13 protein-coding genes are annotated in these 18,004 nt (G+C 44.4%); 3 read left to right on the top strand and 10 right to left on the bottom strand.

The features are described 5' to 3' along the window. Positions 1 to 34: 34 nt before the first annotated feature. The 4 genes from mukB to cmoM are packed head-to-tail and all read right to left on the bottom strand — an operon-like array spanning position 35 to position 7,295. Positions 35 to 4,483, bottom strand: coding sequence for a chromosome partition protein MukB (gene mukB, locus SLS51_RS08690; RefSeq protein WP_323837409.1), 4,449 nt, complete (start codon positions 4,481 to 4,483; stop codon positions 35 to 37). Continuing rightward, positions 4,480 to 5,202 (bottom strand): chromosome partition protein MukE, encoded by a 723-nt coding sequence (gene mukE / locus SLS51_RS08685; RefSeq protein WP_323837407.1) that lies wholly within the window; start codon positions 5,200 to 5,202, stop codon positions 4,480 to 4,482. Before mukE ends, mukB begins: the two co-directional genes overlap by 4 nt. Continuing rightward, on the bottom strand, positions 5,183 to 6,505 hold the full coding sequence (mukF, locus tag SLS51_RS08680; RefSeq protein WP_323837405.1) for a chromosome partition protein MukF: 1,323 nt from the start codon (positions 6,503 to 6,505) through the stop codon (positions 5,183 to 5,185). The genes mukE and mukF overlap by 20 nt, the downstream gene beginning before the upstream one ends. Before the next feature lie 10 nt (positions 6,506 to 6,515). Beyond that, complete coding sequence (cmoM, locus tag SLS51_RS08675) at positions 6,516 to 7,295, bottom strand: tRNA uridine 5-oxyacetic acid(34) methyltransferase CmoM (protein ID WP_011145927.1); 780 nt, start codon at positions 7,293 to 7,295, stop codon at positions 6,516 to 6,518. Positions 7,296 to 7,573: 278 nt separating this feature from the next. Here cmoM and elyC point away from each other — a divergent pair, with 278 nt between their 5' ends. Beyond that, positions 7,574 to 8,413, top strand: a complete 840-nt coding sequence (gene elyC, locus SLS51_RS08670) for an envelope biogenesis factor ElyC (protein WP_323837401.1) — start codon at positions 7,574 to 7,576, stop codon at positions 8,411 to 8,413. Positions 8,414 to 8,640: 227 nt separating this feature from the next. Here the strand turns inward: elyC and kdsB are convergent, their stop codons facing one another. The 6 genes from kdsB to SLS51_RS08640 form a co-directional block, all read right to left on the bottom strand. Continuing rightward, positions 8,641 to 9,387: a 3-deoxy-manno-octulosonate cytidylyltransferase gene (gene kdsB / locus SLS51_RS08665; RefSeq protein ID WP_323837399.1), complete on the bottom strand. Its 747-nt coding sequence runs from the start codon at positions 9,385 to 9,387 to the stop codon at positions 8,641 to 8,643. Positions 9,388 to 9,390: 3 nt separating this feature from the next. Continuing rightward, positions 9,391 to 9,570, bottom strand: a complete 180-nt coding sequence (locus SLS51_RS08660; protein WP_011145924.1) for a Trm112 family protein — start codon at positions 9,568 to 9,570, stop codon at positions 9,391 to 9,393. Between the two features lie 378 nt (positions 9,571 to 9,948). Then, on the bottom strand, positions 9,949 to 10,164 hold the full coding sequence (locus SLS51_RS08655) for a cold-shock protein (protein WP_036781154.1): 216 nt from the start codon (positions 10,162 to 10,164) through the stop codon (positions 9,949 to 9,951). 645 nt (positions 10,165 to 10,809) lie between these two features. Beyond that, a complete protein-coding gene (gene lpxK, locus SLS51_RS08650; protein ID WP_323837394.1) occupies positions 10,810 to 11,805 on the bottom strand; it encodes a tetraacyldisaccharide 4'-kinase in 996 nt (331 codons plus the stop codon). Next, positions 11,802 to 13,550 carry a lipid A ABC transporter ATP-binding protein/permease MsbA gene (gene msbA / locus SLS51_RS08645; RefSeq protein ID WP_323837510.1) on the bottom strand — a complete coding sequence of 583 codons (1,749 nt, stop codon included), beginning with the start codon at positions 13,548 to 13,550 and terminating at the stop codon, positions 11,802 to 11,804. Before msbA ends, lpxK begins: the two co-directional genes overlap by 4 nt. A 35-nt stretch (positions 13,551 to 13,585) precedes the next feature. Further along, positions 13,586 to 15,913, bottom strand: coding sequence for a ComEC family protein (locus SLS51_RS08640; RefSeq protein ID WP_323837392.1), 2,328 nt, complete (start codon positions 15,911 to 15,913; stop codon positions 13,586 to 13,588). A 612-nt stretch (positions 15,914 to 16,525) separates the two neighbouring features. Here SLS51_RS08640 and SLS51_RS08635 point away from each other — a divergent pair. Together SLS51_RS08635 and SLS51_RS08630 are read left to right on the top strand one after the other, a co-directional pair. Further along, a complete protein-coding gene (locus tag SLS51_RS08635) occupies positions 16,526 to 17,338 on the top strand; it encodes a 2OG-Fe(II) oxygenase (protein ID WP_323837390.1) in 813 nt (270 codons plus the stop codon). Positions 17,339 to 17,342: 4 nt separating this feature from the next. Further along, positions 17,343 to 17,978 (top strand): LysE family translocator, encoded by a 636-nt coding sequence (locus tag SLS51_RS08630; RefSeq protein ID WP_323837389.1) that lies wholly within the window; start codon positions 17,343 to 17,345, stop codon positions 17,976 to 17,978. Positions 17,979 to 18,004 lie beyond the last annotated feature (26 nt).

Genomic DNA, 18,004 nt, shown 5'->3' with positions numbered 1-18,004 from the left:
CCCTACTTACAATTACCGTAAAGCATCCATTTAATTAAGCGGTAGCATCTGAAATCAATTGGGTTGCCGGCACATCCTGTCCAAATCCTCGCAACCCTACCACATGCACATGTTCGTGGTTTTTAAATACCTTACGCACCAGTTTATAGGTGGTCCCTTTTTCAGGACTGATATTTTCCGGGGCAGCGATAATCAATTGCATTTGCAGACGCTCACATAATTCAAACAAAGTAGCGATAGATTTAGCATCCAGACGTGCTGCTTCATCAAGGAATAATAACCGGCAAGGGGAAATATCTTTACCACGCAAACGGCGGGATTCTTCTTCCCAACTCTGCACCACCATCACCAAAATCGACATGCCGGTACCGATCGCTTCACCAGTAGACAACGCACCACTCTCCGCTTTTAACCAGCCATCCGATCCACGGTTAACTTCAACGTCCAGTTCCAAGTAGTTACGGTAATCCAGCAGCTCTTCACCGATGGTTTGCGGCAAGCGCTGCCCCATATCTACTTGCGGATTCAGGCGCTGATAAAGTTTTGCCATTGCTTCCGAGAAGGTTAATCGTTGGCTGTTAAAGAGATCCTGATGCTGTTCTTGCTGTTCAGACAACACATCCAGCAATATCGCGTGGCTTTCACGCACGTTTACATTCAACCGCACACCACGAACTTGTCCGAAGGAGACTGCTTGTAATCCCTGATTTAGCATGCGGATACGGTTCTGCTCGCGCTGAATGGTTTTGCGGATAATATTCGCCACACTCTTCGAACTGATGGCGAGTTTTTGCTCGCGAGCGGTCAGCTCTTCCGTCAGACGGGCCAGCTCAATTTCCATCTGTTCAATGGCATCAACCGGATCGTCAGTACGGATAATGTCCTGACGAATACGCTCACGCAGGTGCTGATAAACCGCAATGAAGAATTGAATCTTACGTTCAGGGCGTTTTGGATCTTCGGACAAACGCAGCGCATCACGTAGAGGTTCGTTATCGGACACCGCCAGACGCAACGCACCCAGTGCCTTATCCGACATGGAACGTAACGCGCCACCCTCCATATACGCCAGTTCACGGCGATGCAGACGACGCTCAACGCCATTGTCTTTCACCATGCGCATCACCGCACACCAACCCGCTTTGGCAGAAACCACCTGTTCACGGATTTGATAGTAATCACGTTCCAGCTTACGCAGTTTTTTCTGCAAGCTATCCATTTCTGCTTCGCAAAAGGCGATCTGCTTCTCAAGCTGGTTGACTCTGGAACGGTTAGTGCTGAGTGCTTCATGGAGTCGATCACGGCGCTCGCGGGCGCGCATTTCAGCATTGACGTCCGCCTGCACACCAATCTCTTTCATCTCTTGGTGCAACTCTTTCAGCATATCCTGTTTGGTTTCGTAAGAGCTTTTTAGCGATGCCAGCACTTGGTTAAATTGGGAATACTGCGCTTGCTGTTGACGCAATTGTTCGCGGGCGCGACTGCGGTCCGATTCTGCATGTTCCAGACGCTGACGCAGTTTATCATTCAGATCCGCATTTTCACTGAGCATACCGGCAGAATCGCTGTAGCTAAAATGCGCACGGCGCTGCACCACTTCCACCAGCGCAAAAGCCTGTTGTTTAGCCTGATGCTGACTCTGTTTGGCTGTTTCATAGTCCCGTTGCAACTGTTCATGCTGCTGTGGATCGCTTTGCAGAACCGCAACCATCGGTTCCAACTTTGCCAGTGCCGAGCCATGTTGTTGCAGGAAACGGGCCGCTTCCTGCGCTTCGTCCAGCTCTTCGCGTATTTCTTCTACGCGATCGATTAAGGTTTCATCCAGCAATAGCGTAACTTGAGGGATCAGGCGATTTAATGTCGTCAGGCTCTCTTTAGCCTGAGTATATTGCTGACGCTGTTGTTGGGTTTGATCTTCAAACCGGGATAGTTCACGTTCCAGTTCCGTGTGACGCTGCCTCAGTTCGCGGATTTCCGCTTCCGGATCGGTATCAAATGCCACAGAGAGGTGTTTACCCACAAACTGGCTGAATGCCTGATGCGCACGCTGAATTTTCTGCACATCAAAAGAGAGCGTGGCATAACGCTCTGCCAAGGTATCTCGTTCCAGATTCAAGGCTTCCAGACGGTTTTCTCTGGCAGCACGACCAAACAGCGGCAATTCAGGATAACGGGAATAACGCCACTGGCGGTCAGAAGATTTGACCAATACCGCATTTATCCGCTCTTCGGCATTAAATACGCTGTCATCAAAGGATTGTGGATCTCCTTCAATTAAGTAGAGATCTTCCGGGCAATCTTCCAGCGTTTCAAGATGTGGACGTACCAAGGAAAGATCGGGCACCACAATGCCATGTCGCGCAGGCCCATACAGAGCAGAGAAGTACGGTGCATCATCAATGGTGATGTCGTCATAAATTTCTGACAGCAAAACTCCACCGAAACGTTCCGCCAACGCAATCATCCGGCTATCTTCCGCTCCGCTCGGCTGACTGAGGCGCTCGATCTGTTTTTCCAGCTCACGTTTCTGGGCAGCAACTTCATCTCGCTCTACCGTTGCTTCACGCTCACGTTCAAGCAACTGCTGCATATATTCCGTCACGTCATTACCGCTCGCCAGCACTTCACCATTCTGTTCACACAGTTGGCTCAGGGTATCCTGCGCAGCCAGCCAGACCGGGGCACGGGCAGTCAATGACTGAATTTTCTGTTTCAGTTGTTCAAGCGCCTGACGCATCTCCATACGGCGTTCACCGCTTTCATTAACGCTTAAGCTTAGTGCTTCCTGCCGTGCTTCAAGTTCACTCTGTAACCCTTCCAGATCTTCAACCTGATATTGCTGCCCTTGGCGTTTACAAAATTCGTTTAATAAAAACTCTGCATTTTGTTGGGTGGTCAGGCGCTGCTCCAGTTCAGCCAATCGCATTCGCAATGGCGGCACACGATCCGCAAGATGTTGCTGTGACGGCCAGTCACGCAACAATTCACGAGCACTCTGCCACGCTTCACTACGGCTGATTTCACCAACCATGTTTTTAACCAGTTGATATGCCTGCTCAAACTGGCTATGAGCCGCATCAGCAACACTTAATTTCTGTTCCAATGCCAACAGGGCTTCTGTCGCCTGTTGCTCTTTAGCCTGAAAAGTTTCCAGCCATGTTTCTGCATTATCAGCGGCAAGATCCGGTAGCCGACAAAGCTCACGAGCACGTTCCAGCGCTTGTAACGCCTGTTGATACTGAATAGCGCGGGTTTGCTGAACATCCAGTGCTTGCTGGTAATCTGCCAACTGGCTTTTCAGCTCATCGACTTCCTGTTCTGCCGCTTCCGCTCTGGCTTCATATTCAGCTTGAAGTTCCGCTGCTTCTTCAACAACCTCAGTCTGCTCTTCCAGACGGTAGGAGAGTTCTTCCAGATCTCCCTGATAACGGTCAATTTTTTCCTGCTGGCGCATGGCTGTCTGCACCAGATTCAGGTGATCACTGGCGGCTTGATGATCAGCTTCTAAATCAACAGAAGCTCCACTCTGTTCCTCCAGTTCCCGCGCCATTTCGACATGGCGATACTGTTCGGTTGCCAGTTGCCGATGGCTGCCAAATAGCTCCCCACGCAATGCCAGTGCTTGATCCAAATAAGTGCGCCGCTCATTGGCATGGCGCATATAATCAGCGGAAACGTAAGCAGTTGCTTCTGTGATTAAGTGTTTGAACAGATCACGATCAGATTGGGTAACTCGGATAGCTTCCAGCGTTATACGGTTTTCACGCAGTGCCGCTTCCATATCCTGAAATGCCTTGCGAACACCGCTGTTTTCCGGCAACAGGTAATCACGCAGGGAACGGGTAATGGCGCTGGAAATACCGCCGTACAGGGAAGCTTCGATCAGACGATAGAATTTACTGCGATCACTGGCTGAACGCAGGCGTTTGGGTATCACCCCCAAATCAAACATCAGCGCATGATAATCGGTAATAGAGTTAAATTGTTTGAACTGCACGCCTTCCATCTCATCAAGGCGATCTTTCAGTTCATTCAGTGGCAATACACGCGCCTGTCTTTCACCCACATTTTCAGTCAATAACTGCGTAGGTTGAATGGCGGTTGGCAAGCCTTGGATCATAAAGGGTTTGATATCAACCTTACGGTCACGTCCCGCCACCTGTTGCAATCTCACCCCGACCACCACCCGCTGATGCCGAGAGTTAATCACATCCAGCGTTGAGTAACAGACCCCCGCCCGCAACTTGCCGTGCAAACCTTTATCACGAGAACCGGAAGTCGCTCCGGCTTCGGTGGTGTTACGGAAATGCAACAAGGTTAAATCAGGGATCAGCGCGGTGACAAAAGCCGCCATCGTGGTGGATTTACCCGCGCCATTGCCGCCTGATAAGGTTGTCACTAATTCATCAAGATCAAATGTTCTGGCAAAAAAACCATTCCAGTTAACCAGCGTCAGTGAACGAAATTTACCGCGTTCAATCATGGTTGTTCATCTCCCGTACCTTCTGCTGAGTTATCCGCTGTTTCATCATTTTCACTGTCATCAAGCGACAAACCGCCTTCAATCGGCATTGCCTCACCATCACGGATCATCCTCAGTTGTACTTCACGAGGATCGTCGCCACTGCGTACATCCGCACCAAAACGGAATACCGCCTCAGTAATGGTAAATTTGTTGTTGTCATTTGGCAGGATATAGACCATGCCCAAACGGCGCAGACGGTTCAGTGTCGTGCGCACTTTCTCCTGCAATTTCTGTTTATCCAAATCGGAACCGGAGGATCGCTGGTTGACAAACTTCATCAACTTGCCCTCATCGGCCAGTGAAATCAGCTCTTCGTACAGCTCTTGAGCAGTAAAAATCCCCTGATTAGTCAGGCGTTCCGGGCTGAGATAGAGATAACAGAGGATTTTTCCCACCATCATGTCCAGCTCCGATAACACCGAACGCGGGATCAATGTGGTTGAACGAGGCCGCAGATAGAAGAAACCTTCTGGCGCACGGATCAACTCCACATTATAGCGGGCGTAAAATTCCTCCAATTGCGCCTGAAAATCCATCAGATAAGCGTGATTATCAAGATCATCCATCCCGATATGACGACCCGCACGAAGCTGGCTATCCAGTTCCGGGAAAAGTGAATTGGCTAACGCCTGTGCCAGTTTAACTGGCATAAATTGTTCAATATGTGTCGATGACATGTGCCTGTACCTTGGCTCCGTAATCATTAATCGCTAACCATTCTGCTGGCAACCCAGAGAAATCCGCTTCTGCCACTCCCAACCGCACAGCCTGATCCACCAAAATACGCGCCACATCAAAGTGACGAGAGAGCGGGTGCTGAGCAAGGTAATCCCTCAGCACTGCACCTAAATCCAGTGGGCGCTGTTCCTGCCGATATACCAACAGAGCTTTTTCAATCATTTCTGCCAGTTGTTCGTTTATTTCACTGAATTCTTCATATTCCAGCGCTAATGGCAGTTCACCGGTCACCTCTTCATTACGTAACGTCAATTCTTCGTCCCGCATATCGAGCAAACGTTCGGCGTTAGCAATAGTGAGGGTCCACGGGTTATCAAAATAGTGTTGAACTGATTGACGTAAGCGCTGAGAGAAAATACGGTTTTTATCCATATCAATCGCAGTACGGATAAATTTGTGAACGTGACGATCATAGCCAATCCATAAATCAATCGCCTGCTGACCCCAACTGATAATACGGTCCAGTTTGCTTTGCAGATCAAATACCAGTTTATCAACCAGTTCTGATCCACCACTGTCCATATTGGCTTCCTGAATGCGCAGCAAATTAGCCTGTAATTTATCTCCAGCCGCTTCCAGTGTGTCCTGGAGTTCCCGCAACGTACCCGATGTTTCAGATAACAGTTGCTCACAGTTGGCAATCGCTGCCTGCCAATCTTGATTCAGCAACGCCGCAATATCTTCCTTAACCGAGCTTTGCTGCTCGTCCATTACGCGCTGAGACATGTCGATACTGTCGAAGATTTCTGCAACAGAATATTTCAGCGGCGCAAAAACATGACGGTGCCAATGAAATTCATCTCCCTTTTCTTCTGCCGCTTCCGCTGCCCGGTGTAACTCACTCGCCACCACCGAAAGTTGCATCGAAAGACGTAAGGTAGAAAATTCCCGCTGACGAATGTAATAGTCACTGATACCCATCCCAAGCGGGGTTAAGCGATAAATTGCATTGTTATCAGCCAATTCACTGGTGAAACGGTTAAGAAGTTTCTGACGCACCATGTCATTGATAGCATTGTTGGCCCGCACCGCGACCGATTCTGTGGTCTGCTCAAATCCTTTGCAAACTTCACGAAAAGCATCAACCAGCTCCCCTTCGCTCATCTCGCCATCCAGACGCTCGCTGTTCAGCACCGCAATTGCCATCAGAAACGCCAGTCTTTCTACAGGCAAGGAGATGGAAAAATCGTTTTTCCTGGCCCAAGACACCAGTTCCGGGACAGTCTGGGAATATTCACTCATAATTTGTCCTTTAAACTGTTAAAGCGGGTTTGCGCGCCATGACATGAATGTAGCGCCCCAGGCTGATATAAGGCTCCTGTCGGCAATAACGCTGTTCCAATTCCAGCAACGCCGGAAAGTTTTCGTTCTGTAATTGGCGATTTTGCAAATAATCGTGAAAAACACGCACGCCTGTTTTGCCGGTGATCGTCATATTTAATTCATCAAGCCATTGATATACCTGTTCAGGTGCCAACGGATTCTGAGGCGATAATGAACGTTTTCTGCGGCGTTGTATATTGGGCGTCGCCAAATGAAAATTACCTAAAATAGCATTGCGCATTACTAAGCCATTGGCATTGTAAAACATTAAAGATAGAGCGCCACCCGGATTAATGATATTCATTAGCACTTCTATTGCATATTTCTGATCGGTAATCCATTCCAGTACTGCATGAAATAATACCAAATCTACCGGTTGTTCTATATATTGGCTAATTTCTTGTACCGGACTTTGTATAAATTGCATATTTTGGCTGACCCCTTTCTCTTCCGCGGCCAGCCTTGCCCGCTGGATCATCTCTTCTGATAAATCACACAATATCACTTGATGACCCAATTCAGCTAATTGGCATGCCATATTTCCCTCACCACCACCCGCATCTAAAATACGCAGTGGACGTTGAGGTAATTGAGCCAGTAATTCGCTAATATCCTGCCAGACAACAGCTTGCCTGATTTTACCTTTGGTTGTGCCGTAAATATTACGAGAGAATTTGTCTGCAATATCATCGAAATTGCGATCCCGCATGAAAAACTGCCTCACTAATGGAATAGATCTGATTTATCTGTTGAGATTTCATTATGCTGAATGCTATTTTGGCACAGCATTCGTTGATATACCCGTCATCTTTCAAGTTGCCTCTTTGTTGGCTGCACTCACTCACCCCAGTCACATAGTTCGCTATGCTCCCGGGGATTCGCTCCCTTGCCGCCGCGATCCATCTTGAAATCCATAGGGTATATAACCACTTTTGACGACAAACTGTGAACCACATGGCTATAATTCAACCAAATTAAGGCAAATAGATGCAATTTTTATTTAAAAAGTACCTCGGTGCAATGGTGATGCCTCTACCATTAATATTGCTAATTTCACTTGTTGCTTTATTACTGCTGTGGTTTACCCGTTGGCAAAAAACAGGAAAAACAGTTCTAACATTCAGTTGGCTCACGCTACTTCTGCTAAGTTTGCAACCTATTGCCGATAAGCTGCTGTTACCGGTGGAATCAGTTTATGCTAACAGCGACCAATCTGATACCAGTCATATCAATCCACCGGTTGATTATATCGTTGTTCTTGGCGGCGGCTTCACTTATAACCCAAATTGGGCACCCAGTTCAAACTTACTTAACAACAGTTTGCCACGAGTGACAGAAGGTATTCGCTTATATCGCCTGAACCCCGGCTCTAAAATGGTCTTTACCGGTGGTAAAGGGGCAAATGTTAAAAGCAGTGCTGAAGTCGCCGCTATCGTAGCCCAATCGCTCGGCGTGCCCGCAGAAGATACAATTGCACTGACAAAGCCAATGGATACTGAGCAAGAAGCCAATGAGGTTGAGAAACTGATTGGTAACCAACCCTTTATTTTAGTGACTTCCGCCAATCATATGCAGCGAGCAATCACTTTCTTTCAACAGCATGGGTTGAACCCCATTCCCGGCCCAGCTAACCAATTAGCGATCACTTCACCATTACATCCTTGGGAAAAATATCTGCCCTCAGCTTACTATCTGTCTCATTCAGAGCGAGTATGGTATGAAACTTTAGGCACCCTCTGGCAACGCATTAAGCCATCAAAAGATCCAGAACAGCCACAAAAATCAGAACATTCTCAGCCGCTAAATAATCCTCAAGCGACTTCTTGAAGCAAAGCAGCAAGATAGATGGAGAAACGAAAGCGCAATGGAAAAAACAGCAATAAATAAATGATGCGCTTTCGTTAATCTAAAATATACCCGTCATCTTTCAAGTTACCGCTTTGTTGGCTGCACTCTCTCACCCCGGTCACATCGTTATCTATGCTCCCGGGGATTCGCTCCCTTGCCGTCGCGATCCATCTTGAAATCCATAGGGTATAAGTTCAAACAATCAATCAGATTTCAAACACTTTTCTGATTGCTGCCAAGTCTTCCGGGGTATCAACGCCCACGCCCGGCGCTTTTAATGCAATCCCCACATGAATTCTTTCGCCGTACCAAAGTACCCGCAGTTGTTCCAGCATTTCAATTTGCTCCAACGGACTCGGCTCCCATTGTACATAACGACGGATAAAACCCGCACGATAGGCATAAATACCAATATGACGCAGGAAATGATCACCAATCGTTTCCCGTGATTGAATAAAACGGTCACGTTCCCAAGGAATTGTCGCCCTGGAGAAATAGAGCGCATAACCCTGTTTATCCATAACGACTTTCACAGCATTAGGGTTAAAAGCTTCCTCTGCATCATGAACCTGCACGGCCAACGTTGCCATTCCCGCGTTACAACCCGCCAAATTCTCTGCAACCTGTTTAATAATCTCTTCGGGAATTAATGGTTCATCCCCCTGAACATTAACGATAATTTCATCATCGGAAAATTGATATTTGTTGATAACCTCAGCTAACCGTTCAGTACCAGAATGGTGATTTTCGTTGGTCAGACAGGCCTCTCCCCCCGCCGCTACAACGGCATCAACAACGTCGTGATTATCTGTTGCCACAATGACGCGTGCAGCGCCTGAACGCTTCGCCCGCTCCATAACACGAACAACCATTGGCTTGCCGTGAATATCGGCTAAAGGTTTACCGGGTAAACGGGTTGAAGCAAAGCGAGCAGGAATAATAACGGTGAACATGCCTTATTTTTCCTCATCCAGAGGTAATTCGCGGGCTTCGTGCTCTAACAGGACGGGAATACCATCACGGACAGGAAACGCAAGTCGATCTAACTTACAAATGAGTTCAAAATTCTCTTTATCGTAACTGAGTTTTCCGTTACATACGGGACAGGCAATAATTTCGAGTAAACGGTGATCCATACATCCTCCAATTATGGAGCTTTAATTTAATGCAACTCAGAATAACATAAGCTTGGTATCATCGTTAACTCTTGTTATTTGATCTTTCGATCCTTTTCCCAATATTATCCACTGAAAAATCAGGTAAGTTGGTGAAAGTCCAAAACCATCTCGGTAGGTGTCATTGGCACAATCCCTAATTGCCAATAAATCATCAACATAGATAACAAACAAAAACCGGAGAGTAAACGCCGTCGTCAAAAATGACTCACTTCGCTACCCTCCGAATTTTACCAAAAGTGCGTTCAAAAAAACGATTACCTTTGTTTGCACATGGTTCAATGCTTCCTCTTTACCATTTAAAGAATGGCAATAAAATAGCTTGATTTTAATAGGGTTTTAGAATGCGATCACATCTGCTGCGGTTAAATCATAACCTTTGCGAATAATTGAAAATTCTACATCCTGCCCTTCTGTGAGTGACTTGTTTTTTGTATTCGCAATCGCTTTTCTATTGACGAATATGTCTTGTCCCCCATCCTGTGGAGAAATAAAACCATATCCTTTATGCTCATCAAACCATTTCACTCTACCCATCTTTAATTGTAATGTCATAATAACTCCCCCGTTTGTCCATCTCACAATAATTTAATTTATTGTTTTTGATGTTTTTTTACCCTTTATTCAATTTTCGAATAGAACCTCATCTCAGTTTCAATACCTTGACCTTGAAATACATTTCATTCGAGTAGTATACCCGTCATCTTTCAAGTTACCTCTTTGTTGGCTGCACTCACTCACCCCGGTCACATAGTTCTCTATGCTCCCGGGGATTCGCTCCCTTGCCGCCGCGATGCATCTTGAAATCCATAGGGTATATATCGTTTAAGTAACAGATACGAGCGGATATCCTACCAGAATCGTACATGTTTGACTCAAGAATACACAATGGTTGTTTATCCATAATGGATAGTTTCAATATCAGTTAACAATGGCGAAAAATCAAATAAATCTGAAAAATTACTGAAATTGTACGAATTGGCAAGGCGAGAACCGCTTTGGCAAGGAGCAAAAAGGCAATCTCCCTGTTGACTATCATCGACTCACAAAGGCCGCTTTGATTAAAACATAATATACCCGTCATCTTTCAAGTTGCCTCTTTGTTGGCTGCTCTCGCTCACCCCGGTCACATCGTTATCTATGCTCCCGGGGATTCGCTCCCTTGCCGTCGCGATGCATCTTGAAATCCATAGGGTATGTTTACTTACTATTTTTATTCGTCTCCAATAACGAACAAATCTTGTTTAGCATTATCTCCCCCTTTTCCTGAGGTAACCGCGCATCTACGGGTAAATACCACCAATTTGGCTGAGCAAAACTAAAACACTTAACCGCATCTTTTTCTGTCATCAGTAAATTCTGGTTGGTATCAGCCAGATGACACAATTGATCTTCTGCGTACAGTTGATGGTCGGCAAATGTATACTCCTTTTGTAGGTCAGCACCTAACTGTTGCAAGGTCGCAAAAAACCGCGGTGGATGGCCGATTCCAGCCATAGCAACAGCGTGAGGTATCAGATTCACGGCGCGTTTTTCACCATTCACCATATTCACAGCTAATTCACCAGCTAATGTCATGGATAATTCGCCTGGCTGAGGAGTACCACCGTTGGTGATAATGGCATTAACCCTGTTCAACCGCCCAGATAGTTCACGCATTGGGCCAGCGGGAAGCCACCAACCATTACCAAAACGGCGCACGCCATCAATAACCGCAATTTCAAAATCCCGCTGCAAAGCATAGTGCTGTAAGCCATCATCAGTCACGATGATATCCAGTGGCGTGTCTGCCAGTAATGCTTTCACTGCTGCAACCCGTTTTGGCGCAACAGCCACTGGTGCGCCAGTACGACGATGAATTAATACCGGTTCATCACCGGCTTGAGCCGTAGTGATATTTCCAGTCACCAACAGAGGATAACTTTCCGCTTTACCTCCATAGCCGCGGGAAACAACACCAACCCGGTAACCTTTTTTCTGCAACTGCTCCACCAGCCAAATAACCACCGGCGTTTTACCATTACCGCCGGCAGTGAGATTACCCACTACCACAACAGGTACAGGTGCTTTCCAAGATTGCCTCAACCTTGTTTTATAACTCAACCACCGTAAGCCACTTATCAGCCCGTAAAGGGCTGAAAAAGGTAATAACAGTAAATAAAGCCATGAGCGGCCTGACCATATGCGCTCAATCATTGACCAAATTGCATCCGATGTAGTTGTGAGTAGACACCATTTCGCTCCAGTAGAGAGAGATGGTCACCCCGTTCAACAATATGCCCATCTTCAACCACCAGAATTTCATCCGCGTTTTCAATGGTTGATAGACGATGTGCAATAACCAGCGAGGTTCTGTTTTTCTGCAATTCATCCAGTGCAGCCTGAATTGCCCGTTCAGATTCCGTGTCCAGCGCCGAAGTTGCCTCATCAAGAATCAGAACCGGAGAATCACGCAACAAGGCACGTGCAATAGCAATACGCTGACGTTGACCGCCAGAAAGCAGCACACCATTCTCACCGATCATCGTATCCAAGCCGTTATCTAACTTCCTGATGAAGTCCATTGCATAAGCCATCTCAGCGGCTTTCTCAATCTCTTCACGGCTGTATCGGTTTTCACTGGCATAAGCAATATTATTCGCTACCGTATCATTAAATAGATGCACATTCTGCGATACCAGAGCAACCTGTCCACGCAAGGAAGAGAGCGTATATTCCCGCAAGTCATGCCCATCCAGCAAAATATTACCTCCGTTGACATCATAAAAACGGGTCAGCAAATTCGCTATTGTGGATTTACCAGAACCAGAACGCCCTACCAAAGCAACAATTTTTCCCGCCGGGATATACATGGAAATATTTTGTAACGCCGGTAATTCCTTGGTTGGATAGCAGAAAGTTACATTACGGAACTCAATATCACCGTTCGCTTTTTTAAGCTCCAGCTTACCGTCATCTTTTTCCTGTTCCATATCCAGAATCGAAAACAGAGTCTGACAGGCGGCCATGCCTCGCTGGAATTGCGCATTAACATTAGTCAACGATTTCAATGGACGCATCAACGCAATCATTGATGAAAATACGACCGTAATTTTACCCGCTGTCAGTGTTTCCATAATATCCGGGAAACTTGCTGCATACAGGACAAAAGCCAAAGCAAACGAGGCAATAAGTTGAATGATAGGATCAGAAATTGATGAAGCAGAAACCATTTTCATGCCTTGCTGACGCATATGGTTACTGACTTTATTAAAGCGCTCAGTTTCTACTTTCTGCCCACCGAAAATGAGCACTTCTTTATGCCCTTTCAACATCTGCTCAGCACTGGCTGTGACTTGCCCCATGCTATTCTGCATATTTTTACTAATACTGCGAAATCGCTTCGATACCACACGAATCACCAATGACACGATCGGCGCAATCACAATCAGGATCAGAGATAATTGCCAGCTATAGTAAAACATCAAAATAAACAGGCCGATAATGGATGCCCCTTCCCTGACCACGGTAATCAGTGCACTGGAAGAGGAGGAGGCCACTTGTTCAGAATCATAAGTGATACGAGAAAGCAGCGTCCCTGTAGATTGCTGATCAAAAAATGACACCGGCATCCCCATCATATGGCTGAACAGACGGCGACGCATCTGCATTACCACTTTACCGGAGACCCAAGAGATACAATAACTTGATACAAACCCGGATAGCCCTCGCATAATCATTAAAGCAATCACAATCAGTGGCATCCATTTCAGTACATCACTGCTTGCTTTGCCGAAACCTTCATCAAGTAAAGGCTTAAGCAATGAAAGCATTAACGTATCACCGGCAGCATTAAGGATCAGTGCAACCGCAGCAACTATCAGCCCAATCCTGAACGGAGAGACAATTGGCCATAGTCGGCAAAACGTCTGCCAGGTAGAAAGGTCTTTATCATTCATTATTGAGTTACCAACACAAAAAGAAATAGCGGGTTATTCTACTCATGATCACTACGAATACCAAACCACTGATGATACCAACGTGACATAATTTGTTGCCTGTAGCTCATTATTTCAACATGATCGCCATAAAAATAACCTGTTATCTGCCCGGATACCGCGGTGCTACGCCATTCTGCCCCTGTTTTACGATAACGTCGCTGCACTTTAACCGAAGGAAGTCGCCACGGGCTATAACGTGCAACAGAGGCCAGTGCATATTGTGGTGAGACGGTATGAATAAAAGCGGCTGTAGATGACGTGTTACTACCATGATGTGGAACCTGCAATACGGTCGATCTTAAATGCTCTTTTTCTATTCCCAATAGCTTATATTCCCCTTGCTTTTCCAGATCTCCGGTTAAAAGCAAGCTATGTTTACCATCTTCTACCCGAATGACACAAGATTCGTCATTACCTGCGCGTAATGATCTTACCGGCGGCCATAATACACGGAAGCTCAACCCCTGCCAGAGCCACTGTTCACCGCGTATACATGGAAGATGTTGCTGATTGATTAAAGAACTTCTCACCGCAATACCTGGATATTTTTGTTGTAAGAATGCTAACCCACCGGTATGGTCAAGATGATCATGACTGATAATAATCTGCTCTGGCATTAATCGATGCCAACGCAAATAAGGGATTATCACCCTTTCAGCCATACTGCCAGTTTCCCAACGATTAGCGGTATCAAAAATCAGCGCTTTGCCATCTTTTTCAATGATAACCGCAAGCCCGTGCCCAACATCCAGCATAGAAAATCGCCACAGATATTCTTCGTTACGCCTCAGATAGCAAAGCATTATCCCTAAAGAAATGCCAATCAGTAACTTATATGATTGCCACCAGGAAAATCGCCAAATGATGATAACAAACCAGCCAATAAACGTTATTAATAGGGGAAAACGACCCGTTTCACTCCATGACTGTTGCAAAACTGGCAAAGGAATTAAAGAGAAGGTTACAGAGTAATCGACTAATTGCCATAATAAAGCATGACTAAAAGAACAAAAATGACCTATTAATGCCAGCATAATCAACGGCACAGTAATAAAAGAGATGATTGGCACGGCCCAGAAATTAGCAAATAAAGCGGCAAAATTGACACCATGAAATAATAATAGCTGGAGAGGAATAAGCATCAGCATCATACCCATTTGCATATATAACCCTCGCAGCCATAGCCATTTCCAACCATAACGAAATGGCTCAATCAACGGTGCCCAAAAGAACCAGAACATTAGCGCCATCACAGCAAAGAAAGAGAGCCAGAAGCTGTCAGAAAGCACCGTCAGAGGATCAAATAAGAGAATCATTGCGGCTGTCCACAATGCCCACTGCCAAGGGAAACAGAGAATATTTCTATAACGTAAATATAGCCAGAGCGTTAAACCCAATAATGCACGAATAGCCGGAATGCCCCAACCCGATAGCCAGACGTAATTTATTGCCACTATCCAACCAGCAATCAGTGGAAATCTGTGCCCTATCCAGTGCACCGGAAAGAAGAGTTGTAATAATCTTGCCATCCACCAACCAAACATACTGGCAACAGTAATATGCAACCCTGAAATAGCCATAAGGTGAGCCGTACCTGTTTGTTGTAATAATAAATTATCCTCCTTACTTAACCACTGACGCTCACCGAATGCTAATGCCATCGCAATGCCACTATGCTTCAATTCACGCATAGCCGGTGCAATATGACTGACCAATCGCTGACGTAAGTTACATTTCCCGTCAATTAATTCAGCATGAATGACTTTCCCCGTTAAAGGTCGGCGGATAGCTAATGCCCTACGCTGGCTATCATATCCACCTTGATTTAGCTGACTATGAACTGGCCGTAATTTCATTTTCAGCCGCCATTCTTGACCAGCACACAGAGATTCAGGCGAAATATCCCAATAAGCGGAAACATACAGTGGCGGAAAAATAACTTTGTTTTCATTCTCAATAATACGCAGGATAACCCTGCCTTTCTCTTCATTATCTAACGATAAACTTTCAATAATAACCCGTGATAAATGCGCTTTTTCACTAAAATAGATTATCTGTTCGAGCAGATGATTTCCCTGCCAGCACCCAATAAGAAATGCCAGTAACGAAATTGAAACCATCCTGCAAAGACAAAATGGCAAGAATAAGCAGAATAGCGCCAGTAATAACAATGTCATAACCTGCCATTTCTGTGGTAACTCAGGCAGAAAAAGCAAGGGTACAATACCGACAATAATAGCTATTGCAGCCTGATTCACGCTGATGATTGGTATAGGTTGTTTCCAATTTGTTGTTATCTTATTTATCACAACTGAAAACCACATCCTTATTCATCCTTACCCTTTTATTTTTCCAGCAGAGTATTCCTTATTTTTTACAAAGCAGCCAGAAGCACAAGAAAAATTATCAAACACCTTCGCAGATTAATTTCAGGCTAATAATCATTTCACAAATATATGCGAACAGCTTCGCAAATATAGAAATTGCCACCTGCTAACTAACCAACAAATTTTATATTGATCTCAAATGTAACATTGCGATACTGATATCAAATAAAATATCTCGTAAGGTTTTGTCTGCATCCTCATTACAGACATAAATAAACACGCTAAGCCATCATGAACTTACGAGAAATTACATTATCCACTTATTATTATAATTAAACACTAAATTCATTTTTGAAATTATTAGCCAAGCCTATAAATTAATAGTACAATTAACCTAACCATATGTAAAATAATAAAAATCATTATTACTAGACATTACCTCAATTATTGAGCATTAAATTAGTGAAACTACTTAACTGCTTGTCTACTTTTTGTTTTGTGATTAAGATCGCATTGATTAAATTTAAATAATATTAAATTAATATTTCCATTCTATTTTTATATGGAAAGTAATCAAAAAATCATGTTAAATACAATAAGGTGGTTTTTATGAAAAACAAAATAATTGTATCTGACTCTCTGCAAGAACATCATCTTACTAAATTATTTAATGATGAAGTGTTAGCAATCCATATAAAGAAATATGTTAATATCCCTCTTGCAAACAAGCTCTCTGATTTTTTTCTCTCTCACGAAAATCTAGAATGTCACCCTCATGATTTGAAAAAAGGAGATGAAGTTGTTTTAGTTGATTATGGTGTTGATAGAATCGGTCCATCCTACAACACAACTTTTGGCAAATCCAAAGATAGCGATAGCTATAAAAAATATTTTGAAAATGCGTTACCTGCCATCAGAAACGTCAGAAATTTCTGTGCTCCAATGTTAGCTCCTTTCGACAAATTTCGTTTAGAACTGGACGAAGTATGGTCCGCCGGGGCCAGTATTGCCAACTTTGAAGGTAAAAAGATGCATGCGGGTATTGCCAGAGTGATGAACAGACCAGAACGCTCTTTCATGGTTGAAAAACAACCCCATTTTGATGGCCTTCAACAACAATCTGTCAATTTGTTTGGGCAATTCTCAGTGAATATCTATATAAAAATGCCTGCAACTGGAGGAGAGCTGGAGCTGTGGGATGTTCCTGAAATCCCTATCACCGAGTTAATTGAAGATAATGCAGAAAATGATTGGCGAGGCACGCTTCCGCCATCTATCCTTATTAAACCAGAACAAGGAGATTTAATTATAATAAACACTAGGAAACCCCATGCTATTCGTAGTTTTTCCGAAGGGTGCAGAATATCATTACAAAGCTTCATTGGATTATCACTAAATAAACATCTCATGTTATGGAATTAATTATATGGTTGATGTCATCAGTACATTAGGAACATTTTTTCTTTTAGGATTGGGAGCTGCGGCTCCCGTTGGCCCTATAAATATAGAAATTATGCGTAGACACTTGAATATCAGTTGTCTTCACGCAGTCGTTTTTGGTTTAGGTGCTTGTTTTGCCGATATAATTTATTTATTACTTTTAGGTTTTGGTATATTGCAGTTTTTTTCCAATACTATTTTTATGCCTATTTTGGGGTTTTTAGGCGCATTAATGGTCATTTGGTTTGGTATTACCAGCTTCATAAATAAGAAAAATGAGGAAAATATCAATGTCATCGCCAAACCCTATCATAGGCAATTTTTTGATGGCGTATTGTTGACACTATTAAATCCATACAATGTTATTTTTTGGCTGTCTGTCAGCGCACAACTCAACAATATTGCATCAGGTAAATATAGTTTAGCTATTGGTGCAGCAGGGACAATTATTGGCGTTATTGTTTGGGTTGCCTTTATTAATACTGTGATATTCTTCTCCAGGAAAATGCTCAGTCACCGTGTTATCAAATTTATTAATTACACCAGCGGCGTCGTTCTTATTATGCTTGGAATCTATTTCTTCTCATATTCAATAACACTATTTAATCTGAAATTTTCTTAAGTCAGGAAATACTATGCCTGAGGGTC

This window comes from Photorhabdus africana (genome assembly GCF_035181445.1).
GTDB classification, from domain to species: Bacteria; Pseudomonadota; Gammaproteobacteria; order Enterobacterales; family Enterobacteriaceae; genus Photorhabdus; species Photorhabdus laumondii.
This window is presented reverse-complemented; position numbering and strand designations above follow the sequence as displayed.